The organism is uncultured Paracoccus sp. (assembly GCF_947487305.1).
GTDB lineage: Bacteria > Pseudomonadota > Alphaproteobacteria > Rhodobacterales > Rhodobacteraceae > Paracoccus.
The window spans coordinates 1-23,345 of sequence record NZ_CANKWH010000030.1 but is presented as its reverse complement, the minus strand read 5'-3'; the positions used below and the strand labels follow the sequence as shown (position 1 = coordinate 23,345).

Genomic DNA, 23,345 nt, shown 5'->3' with positions numbered 1-23,345 from the left:
GAAACCGGTGGCGAGACTGGCGGTGAAACCGGCGGCGAGACTGGCGGTGAAACCGGTGGCGAGACTGGCGGTGAAACGGGCGGCGAGACGGGCGGTGAAACGGGCGGCGAGACCGGTGGCGAGCATGGTGGTGAAACCGGCGGCGGCGTAACCCCACCGAAGACTCCGGCGGAAATCGAGGCCTTCGTGCGGGCAGTGAAAAGCCTGCCCGAAGTCCAAGCCCATAGCGACGATGCCGGCATGGCAAGAGATCATCAGGCCCTGCTGAGGCTTGTTCCGCGCGCCGAGGCTACGCATATCGCCATCAGCGACGGCGACTGGTTCGACGCGAGCACCTGGTATCGGGGCCGCATCCCCGGTGCAGATGCCAAGGTCCTGATTCCGGACGGCATCTCGGTCACTTATAATGGTGAAAGCAACGTCTCGCTGTTCACCGTGCGGGTCGATGGCGAGTTGAGCTTTGCCACCGATACCGACACGCGCATGGTTGTGGATACGCTGGTCGTGTCGCCCATGGGCCGGCTCGAAATCGGTACCGAGGGCCAGCCCGTCGAAGCCGATGTGCGGACCGACATCCTGATCGCCAACAATGGCAATATCGATACCTCCTGGGATCCGCGGCTGTTGTCGCGCGGGGTGATCTCGCATGGCGAGGTCGAGATCCGCGGCGCCGAGAAAGAGGCCTTCGTCAAGGTTGCCTCGGCACCCATGGCCGGCCAGTCGGTGATCACCCTGGCCGAAACGCCGGAAGGCTGGCGCGTGGGCGACACAATCGTCGTCTCGGGCACGCACAAGCAGGGCTGGGCCTGGGACAATGATCGGCGGGCTACCGTCTATAACGAAAGTCAGGACGAAGAGGTGACGATCACCGCCATCAACGGCAATCGCATCACCATCGACGAGCCGCTGCGCTATAACCACGACACCCCGCGCGCGGACCTCGCGGCCTATGTCGCGAACATGACCCGCAACATCACCATCGCCAGCGAGGATGGCGAGGCAACACCGGTGAACCAGCGCGGCCACGTGATGTTCATGCACAGCGACGAAGTCGATGTGCGCTATGCCGCCTTTGACGATCTTGGCCGCACCGACAAGTCGCGCCCGGCCTGGAACGTGGACGACCTGTCGAGGGTTACGGCCGAGAGCAATATCCAGGGCCGCTATTCGCTGCATTTTCACAAGAACGGAGTGGATGATCTCGACAATCCGGCCATGGCGGTCGGCAATACCGTTTCGGGCTCGCCAGGCTGGGGCTTCGTGCAGCATTCCTCGAATGCCAATTTCATCGACAACGTGGCCTTCGACGTGTTCGGAGCAGCCTTTGCCGCCGAGGATGGCGACGAGACCGGGATCTGGCAGGGGAACATGGCGATCCGCTCGGAAGGGGTAAGCTCGGGCGGACCCTCTGCGAAGCTGGAGAGCGATGTCGCCCGTCACGACAACGGGCGCACCGGCGACGGGTTCTTCTTTGCCGGGCGTTTGGTCGAAGCGGCCGAGAATGTCGCGGTCAACACCACACATGGATATGTGTGGATGCACCGTTCGGCGGATGCCAACCCGGCGACCTCGACGATCGATCACCCCGAGATTGCCTATGGCCGGGATAGTATCATGGTAGATGATGCGCCGATCCAGGGGTTCCGCGACAACGAGGCCTTCGGGACCGAGGTCGGGCTGATCGTCATCAAGGCCAGCCCCGAGCAGGGCAGTGATGTGCGTTCCGTGTTTGAGGGTTTCCTGAACTGGGAAACCAAGATTGGTGTCGAGATCAGCTATACCTCGCATTATACCCTGAAGGATTTCGATCTGGTTGGGACCGAGACCGGAGGCTTCTTCGGTGCTGAAACCGGCGTCCAATTCGGATCGAACACCTTCGACATGGTCTTGAATGGTGTCAAGTTGACTGGCTTCGCCACCGGCGTCGACATGCCTTTCAGCTATACCTTTGCCCAGACGGATCGGGGGGTCGGTTACATTCTGATCGATGTCGACATGAATGACGTTCGGCAGTCGTTTACGGGTTACAACCCGGCGCGCCACACGATTCTCAATTCCGACACTCTGGTTACTGACCGCCTGCGCTTCGTCCAGCCCGAGGTGACTCTGCGCGCCGATCAGGACCTCACTCTTCTGGGTACCAAGACCGACTCAATCGGCTCTGTCAGTCGGCAGAATGCCGGGGACATGCAGACCATCTATCGTTGGGACGTGCCGGATCTGCTGGATTCGACCGGCTATTACACCACCGCGGATGGCCGCAAGATCGCGCTGATCCCCGATTTCATCGCGGATCGGGCCACGGGCGAGCTGATGAAGTTCAGCTACAAGGTCTATCTGGATATCTCGGACAGCCAGCTGCGCAGCTGGGGGGCCGAGAACCACGGTCGCTATGAGGCCAGCAACGCCGCTGCGACTGCGGCGAACGACCGGGTGCGGGTCGAGATGAACCAGGATGTCCGGCTGAACCTGCTGGCCAATGACCGCGACCCTGAGGGTCGGGCGCTCGAGGTCGATGGCTTCACCGATCCCGAACATGGTGATGTCTTCCAGCAGGCGGACGGCTCGCTGATCTACCGGCCGAACCTTGATTTCACCGGCGTCGACAGCTTCATCTATTGGGCGGCCGACGACATGGGGCATTACACCCCCGCCGAAGTCACCATCAACGTTCTCGACCTCTAACCCGGGTTCAGGGACACCGATCTGCAGGCGCGGAAGCGGAGACAGCGACAGACAGCGGCCCTTGCAAAGCGGCCGCTGTTTTTCTGTTTCTGTCTCACAGCTCCACCGCCTCCGGCAGCCAGATGCGGAAGCGTGAACCCTCGCCGACGCGGCTCTCGGCGGCGATGAACCCGCCTGCGCGCGTGACAAGAGACTGGCTGATCGACAGGCCAAGCCCGGTGCCGCTTGCGCGCTTGGTGGTGAAGAAGGGGTGGAAGATCATCTCGAGCGTGGCGGCATCCATGCCGTGGCCGCTGTCGCTGATGGTGATCTCGACGCCCGCCGCGCCGTCCTGGGGACGGTCCGCCGTGGTGATCTCCAGCCGCCCGCCTTCGGGCATGGCATGGACGGCGTTGACGATCAGGTTCACGATCACCTGCTGCAACTCGGTCTGGTCAATGCGGATCTTTCGCTGCGCCTCGTCCCGCAGCTCCAGCCGGATGCCGGCGCTGTCGATGACGTGGCGGACGAGGACGAGGCAGTCGCCGATCACCTCGCCCGGGCTCAGCAGGTTCTCGGCGCCGGAGAACTCGCCGGGCCGGGCGAATTGCAACAGCTTCGAGACCATGGTCGAGATGCGGTAGAGCTGGTCGTCGATCAGGTCGAACTCGGTGCGGACCTCGGCGGCGCGCGCGCCCAACGTCTCGCGCGCCACATCCAGATTGCCCTGGATCACCGCCACCGGGTTGTTGATCTCATGGGCGACGCTGGCGGTAATCTCGCCCACGGCGGCCAGCTTTTCGGACATGACCAGTTGCTGCGTCGCCTGTTCCAGCGCCTCCTTGGCCTCGCGCAGGTCGCGTGTGCGCTCCTCGACCTTGTCCTCCAGCGTCGCGGCCCAGGCCCTCAGCGAGCGGTCGCGCTCTTGCACCTGGTCCAGCAGGGTGTCGAGATGGCTGGCCACCTGCGCGATCTCGTCCTCGCCCTTGGTCCCGCCGTTGCGCGCCGCCAGATCGCCGGCCTCGACCTCGGCCATGGTCCGCGTCATCTGCTCCAGCGGGCGGAAGATGCGCCCGGCCCAGGTCAGGAACAGCGGCACCGAGAGGGCGGCGATGGCCAGGAACAGCAGCGCGGCGCCGATGATCGACCACAGCCTATCCTGCCGGAACGGGGTTTCTAGGAACCCGGCATAGAGCATCCCCACGCGATTGCCGAAGCTGTCGGTGATCGGCTCGTAGCCCGAGACATACCAGTCATTCACCACGAAGGCACGGGCGAGCCAGACCCGGCCCTCGTCGAGCACATGCTTGCGGACCTCGGCGGAAACGCGGGTGCCAAGCGCGCGCTGGTCGCCGAACACGCGGACATTGGTGGAAATGCGCACATCGTCCAGAAACAGCGTCGCCGTGCCCTGACTGCCCGCGGGCAGGCTGGCGGCGCTGTAGACCAGATTGTTGATGGTATCGATGAAGCCGAGATTGCGATTGAGCAGCATCCCCCCCACCAGCGCGGCAGGGAGGCCATCGGGCAGGGTCAGCGGGGCGGCGGCATGGACGACCAGCCCGCGATCCTCGACCTTGCGATCCGAGGGCAGGGCGGCGCGGGTTGGCACGATGGCAATCCGGGCGCGCTCGGCCAGCAGCGGCGAAATCCGGGTCAGCGTCTCGGCATCGAACAGATCGATGGCGCTGTCGACGCGGCCCCGAAGTGCCGCCTCGATCACCGGCCAGCCCTTTGCCCCTGAATCCTCGGCGCGCGCAATGTACAGAAAATCGAGGCCAAGTGCGGCACGTTCGCGCTCGATCAGTGGTTCGACCTGACCGCTTTCCAGCGCCGCCTGAAACGCGGCGGATTCCGAGACTGTCGCCAGACGCTCGCCGGAACTGGCGATCAGATGGCCCAGATATTCATGCGCAATGGTCAGGTCGCCATTGGCCTTGACGATCAGCAGGTCATCCGTCTTGCCGGCCCATCGCATCACCGTCGCGCCCAACAGGATCGGCAGCAGCACCAGCATCGGCAGCAGCGCGATGGCCAGAAGCTTCAACCGGACCGAGCGGCGGAAGGGGGTGACAAGGCCCAAGGCTCAAATCCCCCAGCTGGCGCATTTCCGGTCGATGGTCTTGCGCGAGATACCCAGCCACTCGGCCGCCCGCGTGCGGTTGCCACCGGCAAGGTCCAGCGCGTGCAGGATGTGGCGGCGTTCCACCGCGTCCAGCGGCTCGATGCTGTTCGGGCCAGCATCGCCAAGCGTATCCAGTGGAAAGCGCCCGAAGATCAGCGAGCGTTCGATGAAGTTGCGCAGTTCGCGGATATTGCCCGGCCAGTCATGACGCAACAGCGCCGCGCGCACCGTGCTGTCGATCTCCAGCGGCTCCAGCCCCAGCGCCGTTGCAATCTCGGTCATGAACATCTTCGCCAGGTCGAGAATGTCGCTTTCCCGCAGGCGCAGGGGCGGCATCTGGATCTCGAGCACGTTCACGCGGAAGAACAGGTCATCGCGGAACCGCCCGGCATCGACCTCGGCGGCCAGTTGCTTGCTGGTCGCAAAGACGAAACGCAGGTCCAGCGGCACCTCGCGCTCGGATCCGACCGGGCGGATGGTCTGATCCTCGAGCACGCGCAGAAGTGCTGCCTGCGCCGGTTTCGGCAATTCCGCGATCTCGTCGAAGAAGACCGTGCCACCTTCTGCCGAGACGAACAGCCCCTCGCGCCGCTGATCGGCCCCGGCAAAGGCGCCGCGGGTATGGCCGAACAGCTCCATCTCCAGAAGGTCGGCGGGGATGGTCGAGCAGTTGATCGGCACGAAAGGTCGCGACTTGCGGTCCGAGGCGGCGTGAAGGACCCGCGCCGCCACCTCTTTACCGGTGCCGGATTCGCCGTGGATCAGCACCGGGGTCGGCAGCTTGGCGAGGCGGTGCAACTGCTGGCGGACGGCCTCGATGGCGGGGGAATGGCCCAAGAGTTCGCTGCGGCGGAAACGCCCGACATCGGCGCGGTTCAGCTCGTGCCTGAGCAGCAGGTTCTCGCGCCGCAGCAGTGCCAGCTCCATGCTGCGCCGGACCGCGTTCAGCACCTGGTTCGAGCGGCAGGGCTTCAGCAGGAAATCCGCAGCCCCTGCGCGCATCGCCTCGATGGCGGTTTCCAGATCGGCAAAGGCGGTGATCATGATCGCCTCGAACTGCCAACCGCGCTGTCGCTGCTGGCCCAGCCATTCGATCCCCGACACCCCCGGCATCCGGTTGTCCAACAGCACGATGTCGAAGCGCATCTGGGACAGGATCTCGCTGGCGGTCTCGGCATCGGCGGCCTCGACCACCTTGCGGCAATGCGGGCGCAGGGTCTTGACCAGGAAGTTGCGCATCCCCGGCTCGTCATCGACGACGAGGACGGCGGCATTGCGCAGATGTTCGGTCAGCGGGTCAGGGGGCTGAACCCCCGCGGCCTCGTCGCCGTCTTGCATCTTGTCCTCCCCCCGGGCCGGTCCACCTTCGCGTTGCGTGATCCGGAAAGGATACCGCATCGGGCACAATCTCCGTAGTGTCGGGAAATCGTGGGTTGACGGCCTCGCCTGCCATCGGCCACGCATGGGTAAACCATCGCAGTCAAAAGGCAAGATGCGCGTGAAGAAACGGTTTCCGGTTGCCGCAGCCATGACCACGGTGCCGGCAGGCCCGCAGAACTGACCCGGAGCGCAGGATGCTTGTCCGATCACAGCCCGATTTCGCCGAGATCCTCTTCGCCATCAACGGCTCGATCCTGCCGCGCATCTGGCGGCGGCTGACCGTCATCCTGATCGTCGCCATCATCGCCGTTCTGGCCGCGCAGCAGCATCCCGGCATCTTCCAGCGCATCAGCGCCATTCCCTTCACCCTGATCGGCATCGCCCTGTCGATCTTCATGAGCTTTCGCAACGATGCCTGCTATTCGCGCTGGTGGGAGGGGCGGAAGCTCTGGGGCGAGTTGCTGATCGCTGCCCGGTCCTTTGCCCGCAAGATCGCCGACCTGCCGCACGAGGAACGCCGCAGCATGACCTACCTGCTCTGCGGCTTTACCAATGGCCTCGCCGCCCGGCTGCGCCGACAGGACGAGCGTGCGGCAATTGCGCGCTGGATGCAGGACCCAATTGCCGAATCTGATCCCAATCCTACGAACTACATCCTGCACCAGCTGGGCCGGCGGGCGCTGGCGCTGATGGACAGCGGACGGATCGACTCGATCCGCTATTCGGTGCTGGAAACCGAGCTTCGGGCGCTGTCGGTGGTGCAGGGCGGCTGCGAGCGCATTGCGACGACGCCGGTGCCCTATGCCTATTCGCTGCTGCTGCACCGCACGGCGCTGGTCTTCTGCCTGACCTTGCCCTTTGCCCTTGCCGGATCGCTTGGCTGGTGGGCGCTGCTGCCGGTGCTGCTGGTCGCCTATACCTTCTTCGGTCTCGACGCGCTGGGGCACCAGCTGGAAGACCCGTTCCGGACCGAGCCGAACTCGCTGCCGGTCGAGGCGCTGACCCGCCGGGCCGAGCGCGACATGCTGTCGCTGATCGAGGGTGAAGAGCTGCCGCCCGAGATCATCCCGCAGAACCATGTGCTGATGTGAAAGCCGGATCCGCCTTCGGGTGAGTCGCCCTCCGATCGGGTTCGCGGGCCGTCCGTTTCAGCATCGCGCGCCGCTGCGAAAGAATCTTGCGCAACCGGGGAATCTCGCCGATCCGGACAAAATGTCCCACTTGTTGCGCCGGGCGTTTCGGCGCGCGGACAGAATGTCCTGAATTGCTCGTCCCACCCCGACAAGCAGGGACAAAACATCCAACTATCCAATTGATAACAAATAATTTTTCATTTGACAGAATGTCCCGCGCTCCCTCTTTAGTCTGATGCAGAAATGCCATCGCGCCCGCGGGAGGACCAAGCCGGCGCTCGATTTTTGGGAGGATCGCAGACCATGGCCAGTGACACCGGAGGCACCTTCGGCTTCCTGCACAAGCGACATATCGTGGCGAAGGAGGGGTTCAACCGCTGGCGCGTGCCGCCAGCCTCCATCGCCATCCATCTCTGCATCGGCTCGGTCTATGCCTGGTCGGTCTTCAACCCGCCGCTGACGCGGGAACTGGGGGTGGTCGCCTCGGCCGCCGAGGACTGGAGCCTCGGCTCGGTGGTCTGGATCTTCTCGGTCGCCATCGTCTTCCTGGGCCTTGCGGCGGCCTTTGCCGGCAAATGGCTGGAAGAGGTCGGGCCGCGCATGGTCGGCGTGCTGGCCGCCTGTCTCTGGGGCGGCGGCTTCGTTGTCGGGTCCTTCGGCATCGCCAGCCATCAGCTGTGGATGGTCTATCTGGGATATGGCGTGCTGGGCGGCTGCGGGCTGGGGCTGGGCTATGTCTCGCCGGTCTCGACCCTGATCCGCTGGTTCCCGGACCGTCGCGGCATGGCGACCGGCCTTGCCATCATGGGCTTTGGCGGCGGTGCGATGATCGGCGCCCCGGTCAATGGCTGGCTGCTGAACCTCTACGAGCGCGCGCCCGAGTTCCTTGGCGCGCAGGGCGCTGTTGCCACCGTGGTCGAGAATGGCCGGGTCTTCGCCGAGACGGCAGCCGGGCAGGTCGAGGTGGTCATCGCCTCGGCCGCGCAGGCGGCGGAATATGGCGGGCAGGCGGGCGTCTATGTCGTCGGCACCGGCAATACCGGCGCGGCGCAGACCTTCCTGACGCTCGGCATCGTCTATTTCATCGTCATGGTGATCGCGGCCTTCCAGTACCGCGTGCCGGCGGCTGACTGGAAACCGGCGGGCTGGGTGCCGAAACCCGCCAAGTCCGGGATGGTCACGCAGAACAATGTCCATATCGACCAGGCGCTGAAGACGCCGCAATTCTGGCTTCTGTGGATCATGCTCTGCTTCAACGTCACCGCCGGGATCGGGGTGATCGGGGTCGCCAAGACCATGATGGGCGAGATCTTCGGCTCGGCCCTGCCATTGGTGGTGACGGCGGCGTTCACCTCGACCTACGTGATGATGATCTCGGTCTTCAACATGTGCGGGCGGTTCTTCTGGGCCTCGGCCTCGGATTACCTGGGCCGGCAGGCAACCTATATGTGCTTCTTCGTGCTAGGCACGGCGCTGTATCTGTCGATCCCCTTCTTCGCCAGCGCGGTGGCGACGAACCCTTCGATGATCTACCTCATCGGCTTCTACATCGCGACCATGGTGATCTTCTCGATGTATGGCGGCGGCTTTGCCACCATCCCGGCCTACCTGGCGGATGTGTTCGGCACCATGCATGTCGGCGGCATCCACGGGCGGCTGCTGACCGCGTGGTCCACCGCCGGGGTGCTGGGGCCGCTGGCCATCACCTCGCTGCGCGAAATGTCGGTGAATCGGGCGATTGCCGATCTGGCCTCGAAGATCGACCCGGCGGCCTTTGTCGAGCGTTTCGGCGCGCCCATCGCCCAGCTTGACCAGCTGGTCGCGGCGCGCACGGTGACGATCTCGGGCCTGATGGAGATTGCGCCTGCGGGCACCATCGACCCGACGCCCAGCCTCTACAACACCACCATGTATTGCATGGCGGCGCTGCTGGTCGTGGGCTTCATCGCCAACCTGTTCATGCGGCCGGTGAAAGAGCATCACCACCATGTCGAGCCGCAGGCCAAGGCCATGCCGGCCGAGTGATCGGCTGACGGCGCGCGCGCGCCCGACGCGCCTGACAGACCCTGACGCAGCGTGCCGAAAGGCCCGCTGCGTTTTCCTTTGTCGTCTTGCAGAAGCGCCCGTGCAGCCCTGGTGCCGAGTCGTGCGCCGGGGCAGGGTGCCCGGACAGGGCGCAGGGGCGATGCTGCAAGGCCCTGCACCCAAGGTGGCAGAATTTTCTTTTCCGCCAGCGATCCGAAGATCCGGACAAAATATCCCGATCCGCACCGTGCTGTGGACATAACCGAGACAAAACATCCACATCCGCGCCCCCATGCCCATGAACTTGGCATGATTTCAAAGCGGTAAATCGACTTAAATTTTATTTAAATTGACCCATTGAGCATTAACCTTTCTTTTAGATGCAGGAGGTGCCGCAGCGATCTGCCCGTCAACTACAGGTCGGAAACGCGCGGCAAACAGGGGAGGAAGACCATGGTCTGCATCATCACGGGCACCGCGCAATGAACGAGGTTCTTGCCGCTCCGCGCGACGCCAAGCCGGTCGCATTCAAGACCGACAGCGAGATCGCCGCCGCCGCCATGAAGCGCCCGATCCAGGAGATCGGGGCCAAGCTGGGCATCGATGCCGACGATCTGCTGCCCTATGGCCACGACAAGGCCAAGCTCAGCCAGCGTTTCATCAACTCGCTTCAGGATCGCCCCAATGGCAAGCTGGTCCTCGTCACCGCGATCAACCCGACCCCGGCGGGCGAGGGCAAGACCACGACCACGGTGGGTCTGGGCGACGGGCTGAACGCCATCGGCAAGACCGCCTGCGTCTGCATCCGCGAGGCCTCGCTTGGCCCGAATTTCGGGATGAAGGGTGGCGCGGCGGGGGGCGGCTATGCGCAGGTGATCCCGATGGAGGACATGAACCTGCACTTCACCGGCGATTTCCACGCCATCACCAGCGCCCATAACCTGCTGTCGGCGATGATCGACAATCACATCTACTGGGGCAACGAGCAGGATATCGACCTGCGCCGCGTCGTCTGGCGCCGGGTCGTGGACATGAACGACCGCGCGCTGCGGCAGATCACCTGCTCGCTTGGCGGCGTCGCCAACGGCTTCCCGCGCGAGACCGGCTTTGACATCACCGTGGCGTCCGAGGTCATGGCGATCCTGTGCCTCTCGCGCGATCTCGAGGATCTGCAGCATCGCCTTGGCGAGATGATCGTGGCCTATCGCCGCGACAAGTCGCCGGTCTATTGCCGCGACATCAAGGCCGACGGGGCGATGACCGTTCTTCTGAAGGACGCGATGCAGCCCAACCTGGTGCAGACGCTGGAGAACAACCCGGCCTTCGTCCACGGCGGCCCCTTTGCCAATATCGCCCATGGCTGCAACTCGGTCATCGCCACCACCACGGCACTGAAGCTCGCCGACTATGTCGTGACCGAGGCAGGGTTCGGTGCCGATCTGGGCGCGGAAAAGTTCTTCGACATCAAGTGCCGCAAGGCCGGGATCGCACCGGATGTGGCGGTGATCGTTGCCACCGTGCGCGCGCTGAAGATGAACGGCGGCGTCGCCAAGGCCGATCTCGGCCCCGAGAATGTCGCGGCGGTGAAAAAGGGTCTGGTGAACCTGGGCCGCCACATCGCCAATGTGAAAAGCTTCGGCGTGCCGGTGATCGTCGCGATCAACCATTTCGTCAGCGATACCGATGCCGAGTTGCAGGCGGTGCAGGACTACGCGCGCCAGAACGGCGTCGAGGCGATCCTCTGCAAGCACTGGGCCGATGGCTCGCAGGGCACGCTGGATCTGGCCCGCAAGGTGGTCGAGATCGCCGAGAAGGGCGCGGCTGAGTTTGCCCCGCTCTATCCCGACGACATGCCGCTTTTTGCCAAGATCGAAACCATCGCCAAGCGCATCTACCATGCCGACGAGGTGATCGCCGACAGCAAGATCCGCGCCCAGCTGAAGGACTGGGAGGAGCAGGGCTACGGTCATCTGCCGATCTGCATGGCCAAGACCCAGTACAGCTTTACCACCGACCCGACCCGGCGCGGCGCGCCGACCGGCCATTCGGTGCCCATCCGCGAGGTGCGGCTGGCTGCCGGCGCGGGCTTCATCGTCGCCATCTGCGGCGAGGTGATGACCATGCCGGGCCTGCCGCGCGTGCCCGCCGCCGAGGTGATCGGGCTGAACCCCTCGGGCGAGGTGCAGGGCCTGTTCTAGGCCCAAGGCTCCGCCCGGACCCACGACGAAACTTCTCTACCGCGCAGGGGCCGGCGAAGCGCCGTTCCTGCGACCGGAACCCGCATGTCCACGAGGAAGACCCACATGAGAGACACGACCGCGACCATCATTGACGGCAAGGCCTTCGCGGCCACGGTCCGCGAGCAGGTGGCCCAGCATGTCGCCCGCCTGAAGGCCGATCACGGCATCACGCCGGGTCTGGCCGTGGTGCTGGTCGGCGAGGACCCGGCGAGCCAGGTCTATGTCCGCTCGAAGGGCACCCAGACCACCGAGGTCGGGATGAACTCCTACGAGCACAAGCTGCCCGCCGAGACGACTGAAGCGGAATTGCTGGCGCTTATCGACCGGCTGAACCGCGACCTGTCGGTGCACGGCATCCTGGTGCAACTGCCCCTGCCGGCGCATCTCGATGCGGATCTGGTCATCAACGCCATCGATCCCGACAAGGATGTCGACGGCTTTCACATCTCGAATGTGGGCCTGCTCGGCACCGGTCAGAAGTCGATGGTCCCCTGCACGCCGCTCGGTTGCCTGATGATGCTGCGCGAGCATCACGGCTCGCTCTCGGGGCTGAACGCGGTGGTCGTCGGACGCTCGAACATCGTCGGCAAGCCGATGGCGCAGCTTCTGCTGGGCGACAGCTGCACGGTGACGATTGCCCATTCCCGCAGCCGCGAGATCGAGGCGCTGTGCCGCAATGCCGATATCCTGATTGCCGCCGTCGGCCGGCCCGAGATGATCGATGCAAGCTGGATCAAGCCGGGTGCCACGGTGATCGACGTGGGGATCAACCGCATTCCCCATCCCGATCAGTCGGGCAAGTCGAAGCTGGTGGGCGATGTCGCCTATGACAGCGCCGCCAGCGTCGCCGGTGCCATCACCCCGGTCCCCGGCGGCGTCGGCCCGATGACCATTGCCTGTCTGCTCGCCAATACCCTGACCGCCTGTTCCCGCGCGCATGGCCTGCCGGAACCCGAAGGCCTGACCGCCTGAACCCATACCCAAGAAAGGAACGACCATGAGTTTCCACGTCATCGAACAGGCCCCCGCAAGGCTGAACCGCAGCGAGCTGGCGGTCCCGGGCAGCGCGCCGCAGATGTTCCAGAAAGCCGCCGAGTCCGAGGCCGACGTGATCTTCCTCGACCTCGAGGATGCGGTTGCCCCGGACGAGAAGGCCGATGCCCGCCGCAACATCATCAAGGCTCTGAACGAGATCGACTGGGGCACCAAGACCATGTCGGTGCGGATCAACGGGCTCGACACCCATTACATGTATCGTGACGTCGTGGATGTGGTGGAACAGGCCGGCGAGCGGCTGGACCTGATCATGATCCCCAAGGTCGGCACCGCGGCGGATGTCTACGCCGTCGACATGATGGTGACGCAGATCGAGGACGCCAAGGGTCTGAAGAAGCGCATCGGGTTCGAACATATCATCGAGACCGCGCTGGGGATGCAGAACGTGTCCGCCATCGCCGGCGCCTCGAAGCGCAACGAGAGCCTGCATTTCGGTGTTGCCGATTACGCCGCCTCGACCCGCGCCCGCACCACGATCATCGGCGGGGTGAACCCGGATTATTCGGTCCTGACCGATGCCGACGACCAGGGCGGGCGCGAGCGTCACTGGGGCGACATGTGGCATTACGCGCTGGCCCGCATGGTCGTCGCCGCCCGCGCCAACGGGCTGCGTCCGATTGACGGGCCGTTCGGCGATTTCAGCGACCGTGACGGCTATCTCGCCGCCGCCCGCCGTGCCGCCGTGCTGGGCTGCGAGGGCAAATGGGCCATCCACCCCAGCCAGATCGCCATGGCCAACGAGGTGATGAGCCCGTCCGAGGGCGAAGTGACCAAGGCGCAGCGCATCCTGTCGGCCATGGCCGAGGCCGAGGCCGCCGGCAAGGGCGCGGTCTCGCTGGATGGCCGGCTGATCGACTATGCCTCGATCCGTCAGGCCGAGGTGCTGGTCGAGAAGGCCCGCCAGATCGCGGCGGCGGCATGACCATGACGGGCTCGCTTCGCCATCATGCCGAAACGCTGTTCTCGGTGGCCGTCAAGGCCGCCGAGCCGGCGGGGGCATTGCGGGCGTCGCTGGCCCGTCACCCTCTGCCGCAGCCGGGGCCGGGCGGTCGCATCCTCCTGATCGCCGTCGGCAAGGCGGCGATCCCGATGGCGGCCGAGGCGCTGGCGCAGCTGGGCGATGCCCCGGTCGAGGCGCTGGTCGTCACCAACCGCGAGAATTTTCGCCCGCTGCCCGGCGCGACGGTGCTGGAGGCCGGCCATCCGATCCCCGACGAGGACGGGTTGAACGCAGCCCGCGCGGTGATCGCAGCGCTGGAGGGCGCGCGAGCCGAGGATCGCGTCATCGCGCTGATTTCCGGCGGTGGCTCGGCGATGCTGCCAGCCCCCGCCGCTGGCCTCAGCCTGGCCGACAAGGCCGCAGCGAACCGGGTGTTTCTGGCGCGCGGTCTGGATATCCGCGAGACCAACCTGATCCGCCAGCAGCTTTCCACACTGAAGGGCGGCGGCATGGTCCGGCTGGCCGATCCGGCCCCGGTCAGCGCCTATATCCTGTCGGATGTGATTGGCGATGATCTGGCCGTCGTCGCCTCGGGTCCCACGGTCGCGCCGATCGGCACGGCGGAGGAGGCGCGGGTGCTGATCGCGGCGCGCGGCCTTGGCCCGATGCTGCCCGAGGCGGTGCGCGACCATCTGGCCAGCCGGACCTCGCAGCCCGCGAACGGGACCACCGCGCAGAACCACGTGATCGGCTCGAACCGCCAAAGCCTCGATGCGGCAGCCAGCGCAGGCGAGACGGCCCGGATCGTCACTGACCGCCTGACCGGCGATGTCTCCTCGGCCGCTGCCCAGATCGTCGCCGCCGCCACCGCGACCTGTGCGGCGCCCGCCTGCCTGATCTTCGGCGGCGAAACCACGGTTGAGATCCGGGGCAAAGGCACCGGCGGGCGCAATCAGGAACTGGCGTTGCGCGTGGCGCTGGCCATGCCCGATCTGGGCCGCGACTGGGTGTTCCTGTCGGGCGGCACCGATGGCCGCGACGGGCCGACCGATGCGGCGGGTGGGCTGGTCGATGCCGGCACCGCTTTGCGCATCCGCGCCGCCGGCCGCGATCCCGCCGCGCTGCTGGCCGAGAATGACAGCCATGCCGCGCTGAAGGCGGCGGGCGACCTGCTGATCACCGGCGGCACCGGCACCAATGTCGCCGATGTCCAGATCCTGCTTCTGGGCGCACGCCCCGAGGCCCCGCGAAACCCGCATCTCACCGAATTTAATTCCCCCTCACGAAAGGTCTGACCGATGAACGCCATCACCACCGTCACCTCCGTTTTCCCGCCGCTGGAGATCCCCGAGACGCTGGCCGCCGGTCCGGGGCCGGGCAATACCGATGCCCGCGTGCTGCAGCGCTTTGCCCAGTCCGGCCTTGCCGATCACATGCAGGCCGACGTGCTGCGCGGCATGGTCGAGTGCAAGCTGATGCTGCGCGAGGTCTGGGGCACCAAGAACATCTACACCTATGGCGTCGCCGGCACCGGCTTCTCGGGTCTCGACTGCATGCTCAGCGCGATCCTGCCCGGCGATACCGTGGTGGCCTTCACCAATGGCACCTTCTCGGGCATCGACGGTCTGGCGATCCGCATGAAAGCCTCGACCCGCGAAGAACTGAAGGCCGATCCGCTGAACCCGAAACCGGCCTCGGTCAAGATCGTCGAGGTGCCGCATGGGCAGTCGGTGGGCGCCGAGGTGATCGAACAGGCGCTGGCCCAGCACAAGCCGAAATGGGCCTTCATGGCGCATTGGGAAACCGGCTCGGGCCGCATCAATGACATCCGCGCCTTCTCGGATGCCTGCGAAAAGCATGGCGCTTTGGGGCTGGTCGATGCGGTCTCTTCGCTTGGCATCGAGGATTTCTCGATCGACGATTATCCCGGCGTGGTCGGTTGGGCCTCCTGCCCGCAGAAGGGCGTGCTCTGCCTGCCGCTGACCTATGCGCCGGTCAGCTTCAGCGACCGCTACATTGCCGAGGTGCGCGAGAACGGCTGCCACACCTATGCCCATAACCCGATCCTCGAGGCGCGGCACTGGGCGATCATCGATGGCAAGGATGTCGAGAAGGGCGCCTATCACCGCACCCATTCCGGCTATGCCGTCGCCGCCTTCCACGAGGCGCTGCGCATCATCCTGCAGATCGGCAAGGTCCAGCGCGCGCATGATTATGCCTTCCACGAGGCGGCGCTGCGTGCGGCGGTGGAGGCGATGGGCTGCAAGGTCACGTCGAACATGACCAGCCTCGTCGTCCTGAACCTGCCGGGCGATCTGGCCGGGCGCGAGATGGAGCTGGTGCAGAACTGTCGTGCCCGTGGTTTCGGCATCTGGCCGACGCTGTCGGAACCCGTCCAGGTCCGCATCGGCATCCTGAACCAGCTGTCGGAAGCCGCGATCACCGAGATCGTCACCCGCTTTGCCGATGCCATGGTCGAACTGGGCGCCAGCATCGACCGCGACCGGATCAGCGACATCCTGGCGCAGCACTATGACCGTGCCGCGCTGGCCAACTGACACCATCCACAGGGAGGAGACCTTACGATGGACATTCACGAATATCAGGCCAAGGAAATTCTGGCGGGCTTCGGCGTCGCCGTGCCGCCGGGGGCGCTGGCCTACAGCCCCGAACAGGCCGCCTACCGCGCCCGCGAACTGGGCGGCGACCGCTGGATCGTCAAGGCGCAGGTCCATGCCGGCGGCCGGGGCAAGGCCGGGGGCGTCAAGCTGTGCAATACCGATCAGGAAATCGTCGATGCCTGCGAGGGCATGTTCGGCCAGCGTCTGGTGACGCATCAGACCGGCCCCGAGGGCAAGGGCATCTACCGCGTCTATGTCGAGGGCGCCGTGCCCTTCGAGCGCGAGATCTACCTGGGCTTCGTTCTGGACCGCTCGTCGCAGCGGGTGATGATCGTGGCCTCCTCGGAAGGCGGCATGGAGATCGAGGAGATCTCGGCCGAGAAGCCTGACAGCATCGTGCGCTCCTCGGTCGAGCCGGCGGTGGGTCTGCGCGAGTTTCAGGCCCGCGAGATCGCCTTTGCCCTGAAGATCCCGCCGGCGCTGACGCAGCAGATGGTGCGGACGCTGATGGGCTGCTATCGCGCCTTCCGCGATCTCGACGCCACCATGGTCGAGGTGAACCCGCTGGTCATCACCAGCGACAACCGCATCCTCGCGCTGGATGCCAAGATGACCTTCGACGGCAATGCGCTGTTCCGCCACCAGCAGATCAGCGAGCTGCGCGACAAGAGCCAGGAAGACCCGCGCGAAAGCCGGGCGGCGGATCGCGGCCTGAACTACATCGGGCTCACCGGCAATATCGGCTGCATCGTCAATGGCGCGGGTCTGGCCATGGCGACGATGGACACGATCAAGCTGGCCGGCGGTGAACCGGCGAACTTCCTCGATATCGGCGGCGGCGCCACGCCCGAGCGGGTGGCGAAGGCCTTTCGCCTCGTCACGTCCGACAAGAATGTCGAGGCGGTGCTGGTCAATATCTTCGCCGGCATCAACCGCTGCGACTGGGTCGCCGAGGGCGTGGTGCAGGCGCTGACCGCCAACCCGGTCGATGTGCCGGTGGTCGTGCGACTGGCCGGCACCAATGTCGAGGCCGGGCTGAAGATCCTCAATGAAAGCGGGCTGCCGATCATCGCCGCGACCTCGCTGATGGATGCCGCCGAGAAGGCGGTGGCTGCGTGGCGCGGCGAGAATGGCGGCGACAAGGTTCACTACATCAAGGCGGGAGCAAACTGATGAGCATCTTTCTGGACAAATCGAGCCGCGTGATCGTTCAGGGCATCACCGGCCGTCTCGCACAGTTCCACACGCAGGAAATGATCGACTATGGCACCAATGTCGTCGGCGGTGTCGTGCCCGGCAAGGGCGGCGAGATCATCAACGGCGTGCCGGTCTATGACACGGTGAAGGAAGCCGTCTACGAGACCGGCGCCAATGCCAGCCTCGTCATCGTGCCGCCGCCCTATGCCGCGGATTCGATCATGGAGGCCGCGGATGGCGGCATCGGCTATGCCGTCTGCGTCACCGACGGCATCCCGGCGCAGGACATGATCCGGGTCAAGCGCTACATGATGCGCTACCCGCGCGAGAACCGCATGGTGCTGACCGGCCCGAACTGCGCCGGCACCATCAGCCCGGGCAAGGCGCTGCTGGGGATCATGCCGGGACATATCTATCTCGAGGGCAATGTCGGCATCGTCGGACGGTCCGGCACGCTTGGCTACGAGGCTGCCCAGCAGCTGAAGGATCGCGGCATTGGCGTCTCGACCTCGGTGGGCATCGGCGGCGACCCGATCAACGGTTCGTCCTTCAAGGACATTCTCATGGCCTTCGAGACGGACGACCAGACCGAGGTGGTCTGCCTGATCGGCGAGATCGGCGGCCCGCAGGAGGCCGAGGCCGCGGATTACATCCGCGACCACATGTCGAAGCCGGTCATCGCCTATATCGCCGGCCTGACCGCGCCCAAGGGCCGCACCATGGGCCATGCCGGCGCGATCATCTCGGCCTTTGGCGAAAGCGCCAGCGAGAAGGTCGAGATCCTCTCCGCCGCAGGCGTCACCGTGGCCGAACATCCCTCGGCCATCGGCGAGACCATCGCCCGCACCATGAAGCAATTCGCATAACGGAGGCCAAGATGGCGCAACAGAAAGTCCTCTTGACCCGGCGCTGGCCCGAGGCGGTCGAGGCCCGGTTGGGTGAGGTCTTCGACCTCACCGTCAACCGTGCCGACAAACCGCTGGATGGCGACCAGCTGCGCAGCGCGCTCGCCGATTACGATGCGGTGCTGCCCACCGTCACCGACCGTTTCTCGCCGCAGGTATTCGACGTGCCCAAGACCCGCGCCAAGATCCTCGGCAATTACGGCGTGGGTTTCAGCCATATCGATCTGGGCGCGGCCACGGCCAGCGGTATCACCGTGACCAACACGCCCGACGTGCTGTCCGAATGCACCGCCGACATCGCCATGACGCTGATGCTGATGGCGGCGCGCAGGGCGGGCGAGGGCGAGCGCGAGCTGCGCCGGGGCAAATGGGCCGGCTGGCGGCCGACCCACATGGTCGGCAAGAAGGTCTCGGGCGCGACCCTTGGCATCGTCGGCTTCGGTCGCATCGGTCAGGCCATGGCGCGCCGCGCGCATTTCGGCTTCGGCATGAAGATCGTCGTCGTCAATGTCCCCGCCGTCGCCCCCGAGGTGCTGGCGGAATATGACGCCCGTCAGGTCGACACGCTGGACGAGCTGTTGCCGCAATGCGATTTCGTCTCGCTGCATTGCCCCGGCGGGGCCGAGAACCATCACCTGATGAACGCCCGCCGGCTGGGGCTGATGAAGCCCGATGCCTTCCTGATCAACACCGCGCGCGGCGAGGTGGTGGATCAGCAGGCGCTGGCGCAGGCGCTGTGGTTCGGCACCATCGGCGGGGCGGGGCTGGATGTGTTCGAGGGCGAGCCGATCATCCCCTACGAGCTTCTCGGCTCGGACAACCTGGTGATGCTGCCGCATCTGGGTTCGGCCACGCGCGAGACGCGCGAGGCGATGGGCTTCCGGGTGCTGGACAATCTGGTCGATTTCTTCGAAGGGCGCGACCCCCGCGACAGGGTGAACTGATGTTCCCGGCGCAAATGGTCATCCAGCCCCCCCCTGTCGAGGACAGCGACGATTATGCAACCCGGCTGCGGGCCGGGCTGCAGGATCTCTGGCGCGAGGTGCTTTTGCGCCGCGCCCCCCGCGTCGCCGGCGATCTGGATGCCGGCCGCGCCATCGCCATCCCGCGCGACAATGGCGCGGTGCCCTATCTTCAGGCGTTCAACATCTGGTTCCAGCTTCTGAGGATTGCCGACGACAACGCCGCCATGCGCGAGCGGAGGAAGGCCGAAACCGATCTCGGCGCCGCCTCGGTGCCCGGCAGCTTCGCCAAGGTGCGCGAGGAACTTCAGGCGGCGGGCCAGACCGGCGGGCAGGGCGGTCTGGTGGTCGGTCCGACCCTGACCGCGCATCCGACCGAAGCGAAGCGCGTCACCGTGCTGGAAATTCACCGCCGCATCTATCGCACGCTGGTGGCGCTCGAGACCCAGCGCTGGACCCCGCGCGAACGGGCGCAGCTGACCGACGACCTGCAAAGCGAGATCGACCTTCTGTGGATGACCGGAGAGCTGCGGCTGGAACGGCCCACCCTCTCGGACGAGATCGAATGGGGCATCCAGTTCTTCCGCGACAGCATCTTCGACACCATCCCGATCCTCTATGATCGCTATGTCGCGGCGGGCTTCGCGCCCGAGACCATACCGGCCATCCGCTTTCACAGCTGGATCGGCGGCGACCGCGACGGCAACCCCAATGTCACCACCAAAGCCACCGCCGAGGCGATGGCCCGCAACCGCGCCGCCACGCTGGAGAAATATGCGGCGGTCCTGCGCGACGCAGCGGCGCGGATCAGCATCAGTTCCTCCATCGTCACCCTCCCGCCCGAGGATCGCATCGCGCTGGAGGCGCTGGCGGCCGAGTCGACCGGCGGGTTGGGCCGCAATCCCGGCGAGATTTTCCGGCAGGCGCTGACCGTGATCCGCGACCGGATCGAGGCCATGCGCGACGGGCGCAACGGCTATCGCGACGTGAACGAGTTCATCGGCGATCTGAAGCTGGTGGAGCAGGGCCTCGAGTCCATCGGTGCCGAACACCTGTCGCACCGCCATGTCCGCCCGATCCGCTGGCAGGCGCAAAGCTTCGGCTTCCGCATGGCGGTGCTGGACGTGCGGCAGAACTCGACCGTGACGACCGACGTGCTGTCGGAGATTTGGTCCCGCGATGGCACGACCGCACCCGAATATGGCAGCAAAGACTGGTCCGCCCGGCTGCGCGCGGAACTGGCCAGCCAGAGCCTGCAAGAGATTGATCCGGCCACGCTCAGTGACCAAGGGGCCGAGCTTATCTCGCTGCTGCGGCTGATGCGCGACACCCGCGAAAGCGTGGACCGCGAGGCGGTGGGGCCGTTCATCCTGTCGATGACCCGCTCGACCGACGACCTGCTGGGTGTCTACCTGCTGGCCCGCTATGCTGGTTTCGGTGCCGAGACGCTGGACCTGCGCGTGGTGCCGCTGTTCGAGACCATCGCCGACCTGCGCGCCGCGCCGGGCATTCTCGCCGATTTCCTCGACGTGCCGCTGGCCCGCCGCAGCATCCGCAAATCCGGCGGCGACCGGCTCGAGGTGATGCTGGGCTATTCCGACAGCAACAAAGATGGCGGTTTTCTCTGCTCGACCTGGGAGCTGGAGAAGGCGCAGCGCGGCATTCTGCGCACCTTGGCGAATTACAGCCTGACGCCCGCCTATTTCCATGGTCGCGGCGGGTCCGTCAGCCGGGGCGGCGCGCCCACCGAACGCGCCATCGCTGCGCAACCGCCGGGCACGGTGGCCGGGCAGATGCGGATCACCGAACAGGGCGAGGTGGTCTCGGCCAAATACGCCAATCGCGGCTCGGCGCTGAACAGCCTCGAGGTGCTGGCCTCCTCGGTCCTGCTGCACAGCGCGGGCGGGCGCAAGGCGGCGGCGATGCCCGAGTTTGACGATGCGCTGGAAGGCCTCGCGGGCATGTCGCAGACCGCCTATTCCACGCTGCTGCACCGCCCGGGCTTCGTCGAGTATTTCCAGCAGGCGAGCCCCGTCGAGGAACTGGCGATGCTGAAGATCGGCTCGCGCCCGGCACGGCGGTTCGGGGCGAAATCGCTGGCCGATCTCCGCGCGATCCCCTGGGTCTTCGCCTGGTCGCAGAACCGTCACCTGATCACCGGCTGGTATGGCTTCGGCACCGCCATCGGCAGCTTCCGCAAGATCCGCGGTCGGGATGGCGACGAGCTGCTGACGCGCATGTTCCAGAAATCGCCGCTGTTCCAGCTGATGGTGGACGAGGTCGAGAAATCGCTGTTCCAGGCCGATATGGAGATCGCCACCCGTTATGCCTCGCTGGTCGAGGATGCGGCGATCCGCAGCGCCATTCTGGACGACATCCTCTCGGAATACCGGCGCAGCACGCAGGCCGTCCAGTGGCTGACGCAGACCGACACGCTGGCGCTGCGTTTCCCGAACATGCGCGAGCGTTTCGACCGGCTGCGCGCGCCGATGCTCGATATCCACGCGCTGCAGGTCGATCTTCTGCGCGAGGTCCGCAGTCAGGGCGCGCCCAAACTGTCCGTCCCATTGCTGCAGACCATGAACTGCATTGCCACCGGCCTCGGCTGGACCGGCTGACCGATCACCAAGGAGAACCCCATGAACATCACCACCATCGAGACCGCCTCGACCAGCGACCGTCTGGCCCGCCGCGACCCCGAGATCTACCGCGCCATCCGGCTGGAACTGGGCCGCCAGCGCGACGAGATCGAGCTGATCGCCTCGGAAAACATCGTCTCGGAAGAGGTGCTCGAGGCGCAGGGCTCGGTGCTGACCAACAAATATGCCGAGGGCTATCCCGGCCGGCGCTATTACGGCGGCTGCGAATACGTCGATATCGTCGAGGACCTGGCCATTGATCGCGCCAAGCAGATGTTTGGCTGCGCATTTGCCAACGTTCAGCCGAATTCCGGCAGTCAGGCCAACCAGGGCGTGTTCACTGCGCTGTTGAAACCCGGCGATACCTTCATGGGCATGAACCTCGCCTCGGGCGGGCACCTGACCCATGGTGCTGCACCGAACCAGTCGGGCAAGTGGTTCAACCCGGTGCAATATGGCGTGCGCGAGGCGGATTGCCGCATCGATTACGCGCAGGTCGCAGACCTCGCCGAGGAACATCGGCCCCGGCTGATCATCGCCGGCGGTTCAGCCATTCCCCGGATCATCGATTTCGAGAAATTCCGCGAGATCGCCGATAGCGTCGGCGCCTACCTGATGGTCGACATGGCGCATTTCGCCGGTCTCGTCGCCGGCGGCCAGCACCCTTCGCCCTTCCCCCATGCCGATGTGGTGACGACGACCACGCACAAGACCCTGCGCGGCCCGCGCGGGGGCATGATCCTGACGAATTCCGAGGAGATCGCCAAGAAGGTCAATTCGGCCATCTTCCCCGGCATCCAGGGCGGCCCGCTGATGCATGTCATCGCCGCCAAGGCCGTGGCCTTCGGCGAGGCGCTGCAACCCGAGTTCAAGGCCTATGCCGCGCAGGTGGTGAAGAACGCGCAGGCCTTGGCCGATGGGTTGTTGCGCGGCGGGCTCGACATCGTCACCGGCGGCACCGATACCCATGTGATGCTGGTCGACCTGCGCCCCAAGGGGGTGAAGGGCAATGCCACCGAAAAGGCGCTTGGCCGGGCGAACATCACCTGCAACAAGAACGGCATCCCCTTCGACACCGAGAAACCGACCATCACCTCGGGCGTGCGCTTGGGCACCCCCGCCGGCACCACACGCGGCTTCACCGAGGCCGAGTTCCGCCAGATCGCTGCCTGGATCATCGAGGTGGTCGATGGCCTTGCCGCCAATGGCGAAGAGGGCAATGCCGCCGTCGAGGCAAAGGTGAAGGCCGAGGTCACGGCGCTCTGCGCCCGCTTCCCGCTTTATCCCGACCTGTGAGCACGGACCCGGCGCGCGGCCACGGCTGGCGCGCCGGTCGCTTTCACACCCGACAGAACCGAGGCGGCAGCGAGAAGGAAGCCGGATGAAGATTGGTGCCTTGAGAGAGACCCAGGAGGGCGAGGCTCGCGTTGCGGTGACACCGTCGTCTGCGGCGCATCT

General features: G+C 65.7%; 16 protein-coding genes. 13 read left to right on the top strand and 3 right to left on the bottom strand.

The window, feature by feature from the left end; all coding sequences use genetic code 11:
• On the bottom strand, positions 1-225 hold a 225-nt coding region (locus Q1A36_RS19820), incomplete at its 3' end, for a hypothetical protein (protein WP_299847671.1).
• 15 nt (positions 226-240) lie between these two features.
• Here Q1A36_RS19820 and Q1A36_RS19815 point away from each other — a divergent pair.
• Entirely contained in the window at positions 241-2,685 is a 2,445-nt protein-coding gene (locus Q1A36_RS19815; protein WP_299847669.1) for a G8 domain-containing protein, read from the top strand.
• A gap of 94 nt (positions 2,686-2,779) precedes the next feature.
• Here the strand turns inward: Q1A36_RS19815 and Q1A36_RS19810 are convergent, their stop codons facing one another.
• Both Q1A36_RS19810 and Q1A36_RS19805 read right to left on the bottom strand, forming a co-directional pair.
• Positions 2,780-4,747, bottom strand: coding sequence for a cache domain-containing protein (locus Q1A36_RS19810; RefSeq protein ID WP_366141612.1), 1,968 nt, complete (start codon positions 4,745-4,747; stop codon positions 2,780-2,782).
• A gap of 3 nt (positions 4,748-4,750) precedes the next feature.
• Positions 4,751-6,127 (bottom strand): sigma-54 dependent transcriptional regulator, encoded by a 1,377-nt coding sequence (locus Q1A36_RS19805; protein ID WP_299847667.1) that lies wholly within the window; start codon positions 6,125-6,127, stop codon positions 4,751-4,753.
• Positions 6,128-6,363: 236 nt separating this feature from the next.
• Between Q1A36_RS19805 and Q1A36_RS19800 the strand changes: the two genes are divergently transcribed.
• The 12 genes from Q1A36_RS19800 (at position 6,364) to glyA (ending at position 23,183) form a co-directional block, all read left to right on the top strand.
• Positions 6,364-7,260 (top strand): bestrophin family protein, encoded by an 897-nt coding sequence (locus Q1A36_RS19800; RefSeq protein ID WP_299847665.1) that lies wholly within the window; start codon positions 6,364-6,366, stop codon positions 7,258-7,260.
• Positions 7,261-7,605: 345 nt separating this feature from the next.
• Entirely contained in the window at positions 7,606-9,327 is a 1,722-nt protein-coding gene (locus Q1A36_RS19795) for an OFA family MFS transporter (RefSeq protein ID WP_299847663.1), read from the top strand.
• A gap of 482 nt (positions 9,328-9,809) precedes the next feature.
• Positions 9,810-11,525: a formate--tetrahydrofolate ligase gene (locus tag Q1A36_RS19790; RefSeq protein WP_299847661.1), complete on the top strand. Its 1,716-nt coding sequence runs from the start codon at positions 9,810-9,812 to the stop codon at positions 11,523-11,525.
• Between the two features lie 105 nt (positions 11,526-11,630).
• Positions 11,631-12,539 (top strand): bifunctional methylenetetrahydrofolate dehydrogenase/methenyltetrahydrofolate cyclohydrolase FolD, encoded by a 909-nt coding sequence (gene folD / locus Q1A36_RS19785; protein ID WP_299847659.1) that lies wholly within the window; start codon positions 11,631-11,633, stop codon positions 12,537-12,539.
• Between the two features lie 25 nt (positions 12,540-12,564).
• On the top strand, positions 12,565-13,545 hold the full coding sequence (locus Q1A36_RS19780; protein WP_101751615.1) for a CoA ester lyase: 981 nt from the start codon (positions 12,565-12,567) through the stop codon (positions 13,543-13,545).
• A gap of 2 nt (positions 13,546-13,547) precedes the next feature.
• A complete protein-coding gene (locus tag Q1A36_RS19775) occupies positions 13,548-14,858 on the top strand; it encodes a DUF4147 domain-containing protein (protein WP_299847655.1) in 1,311 nt (436 codons plus the stop codon).
• Positions 14,859-14,861: 3 nt separating this feature from the next.
• Positions 14,862-16,121, top strand: a complete 1,260-nt coding sequence (locus tag Q1A36_RS19770) for an aminotransferase class V-fold PLP-dependent enzyme (protein WP_299847654.1) — start codon at positions 14,862-14,864, stop codon at positions 16,119-16,121.
• Between the two features lie 27 nt (positions 16,122-16,148).
• Positions 16,149-17,357: a malate--CoA ligase subunit beta gene (locus Q1A36_RS19765; protein WP_299847652.1), complete on the top strand. Its 1,209-nt coding sequence runs from the start codon at positions 16,149-16,151 to the stop codon at positions 17,355-17,357.
• Complete coding sequence (gene sucD, locus Q1A36_RS19760) at positions 17,357-18,247, top strand: succinate--CoA ligase subunit alpha (RefSeq protein ID WP_299847650.1); 891 nt, start codon at positions 17,357-17,359, stop codon at positions 18,245-18,247. Before Q1A36_RS19765 ends, sucD begins: the two co-directional genes overlap by 1 nt.
• Positions 18,248-18,258: 11 nt before the next feature.
• Positions 18,259-19,230, top strand: a complete 972-nt coding sequence (locus Q1A36_RS19755) for a D-glycerate dehydrogenase (RefSeq protein ID WP_299847648.1) — start codon at positions 18,259-18,261, stop codon at positions 19,228-19,230.
• Positions 19,230-21,866: a phosphoenolpyruvate carboxylase gene (locus Q1A36_RS19750; RefSeq protein WP_299847646.1), complete on the top strand. Its 2,637-nt coding sequence runs from the start codon at positions 19,230-19,232 to the stop codon at positions 21,864-21,866. The genes Q1A36_RS19755 and Q1A36_RS19750 overlap by 1 nt, the downstream gene beginning before the upstream one ends.
• Before the next feature lie 21 nt (positions 21,867-21,887).
• On the top strand, positions 21,888-23,183 hold the full coding sequence (gene glyA, locus Q1A36_RS19745) for a serine hydroxymethyltransferase (RefSeq protein WP_299847644.1): 1,296 nt from the start codon (positions 21,888-21,890) through the stop codon (positions 23,181-23,183).
• Positions 23,184-23,345 lie beyond the last annotated feature (162 nt).

Coding starts and splice junctions, on each gene's coding strand:
- Q1A36_RS19765 (WP_299847652.1), top strand. CDS start 16,149: ATGGACATTCACGAATATCAGGCCAAGGAAATTCTGGCGGGCTTCGGC.
- Q1A36_RS19770 (WP_299847654.1), top strand. CDS start 14,862: ATGAACGCCATCACCACCGTCACCTCCGTTTTCCCGCCGCTGGAGATC.
- sucD (WP_299847650.1), top strand. CDS start 17,357: ATGAGCATCTTTCTGGACAAATCGAGCCGCGTGATCGTTCAGGGCATC.
- Q1A36_RS19800 (WP_299847665.1), top strand. CDS start 6,364: ATGCTTGTCCGATCACAGCCCGATTTCGCCGAGATCCTCTTCGCCATC.
- Q1A36_RS19755 (WP_299847648.1), top strand. CDS start 18,259: ATGGCGCAACAGAAAGTCCTCTTGACCCGGCGCTGGCCCGAGGCGGTC.
- Q1A36_RS19750 (WP_299847646.1), top strand. CDS start 19,230: ATGTTCCCGGCGCAAATGGTCATCCAGCCCCCCCCTGTCGAGGACAGC.
- Q1A36_RS19790 (WP_299847661.1), top strand. CDS start 9,810: ATGAACGAGGTTCTTGCCGCTCCGCGCGACGCCAAGCCGGTCGCATTC.
- Q1A36_RS19805 (WP_299847667.1), bottom strand. CDS start 6,127: ATGCAAGACGGCGACGAGGCCGCGGGGGTTCAGCCCCCTGACCCGCTG.
- folD (WP_299847659.1), top strand. CDS start 11,631: ATGAGAGACACGACCGCGACCATCATTGACGGCAAGGCCTTCGCGGCC.
- Q1A36_RS19795 (WP_299847663.1), top strand. CDS start 7,606: ATGGCCAGTGACACCGGAGGCACCTTCGGCTTCCTGCACAAGCGACAT.
- Q1A36_RS19775 (WP_299847655.1), top strand. CDS start 13,548: ATGACGGGCTCGCTTCGCCATCATGCCGAAACGCTGTTCTCGGTGGCC.
- glyA (WP_299847644.1), top strand. CDS start 21,888: ATGAACATCACCACCATCGAGACCGCCTCGACCAGCGACCGTCTGGCC.
- Q1A36_RS19815 (WP_299847669.1), top strand. CDS start 241: ATGGCAAGAGATCATCAGGCCCTGCTGAGGCTTGTTCCGCGCGCCGAG.
- Q1A36_RS19780 (WP_101751615.1), top strand. CDS start 12,565: ATGAGTTTCCACGTCATCGAACAGGCCCCCGCAAGGCTGAACCGCAGC.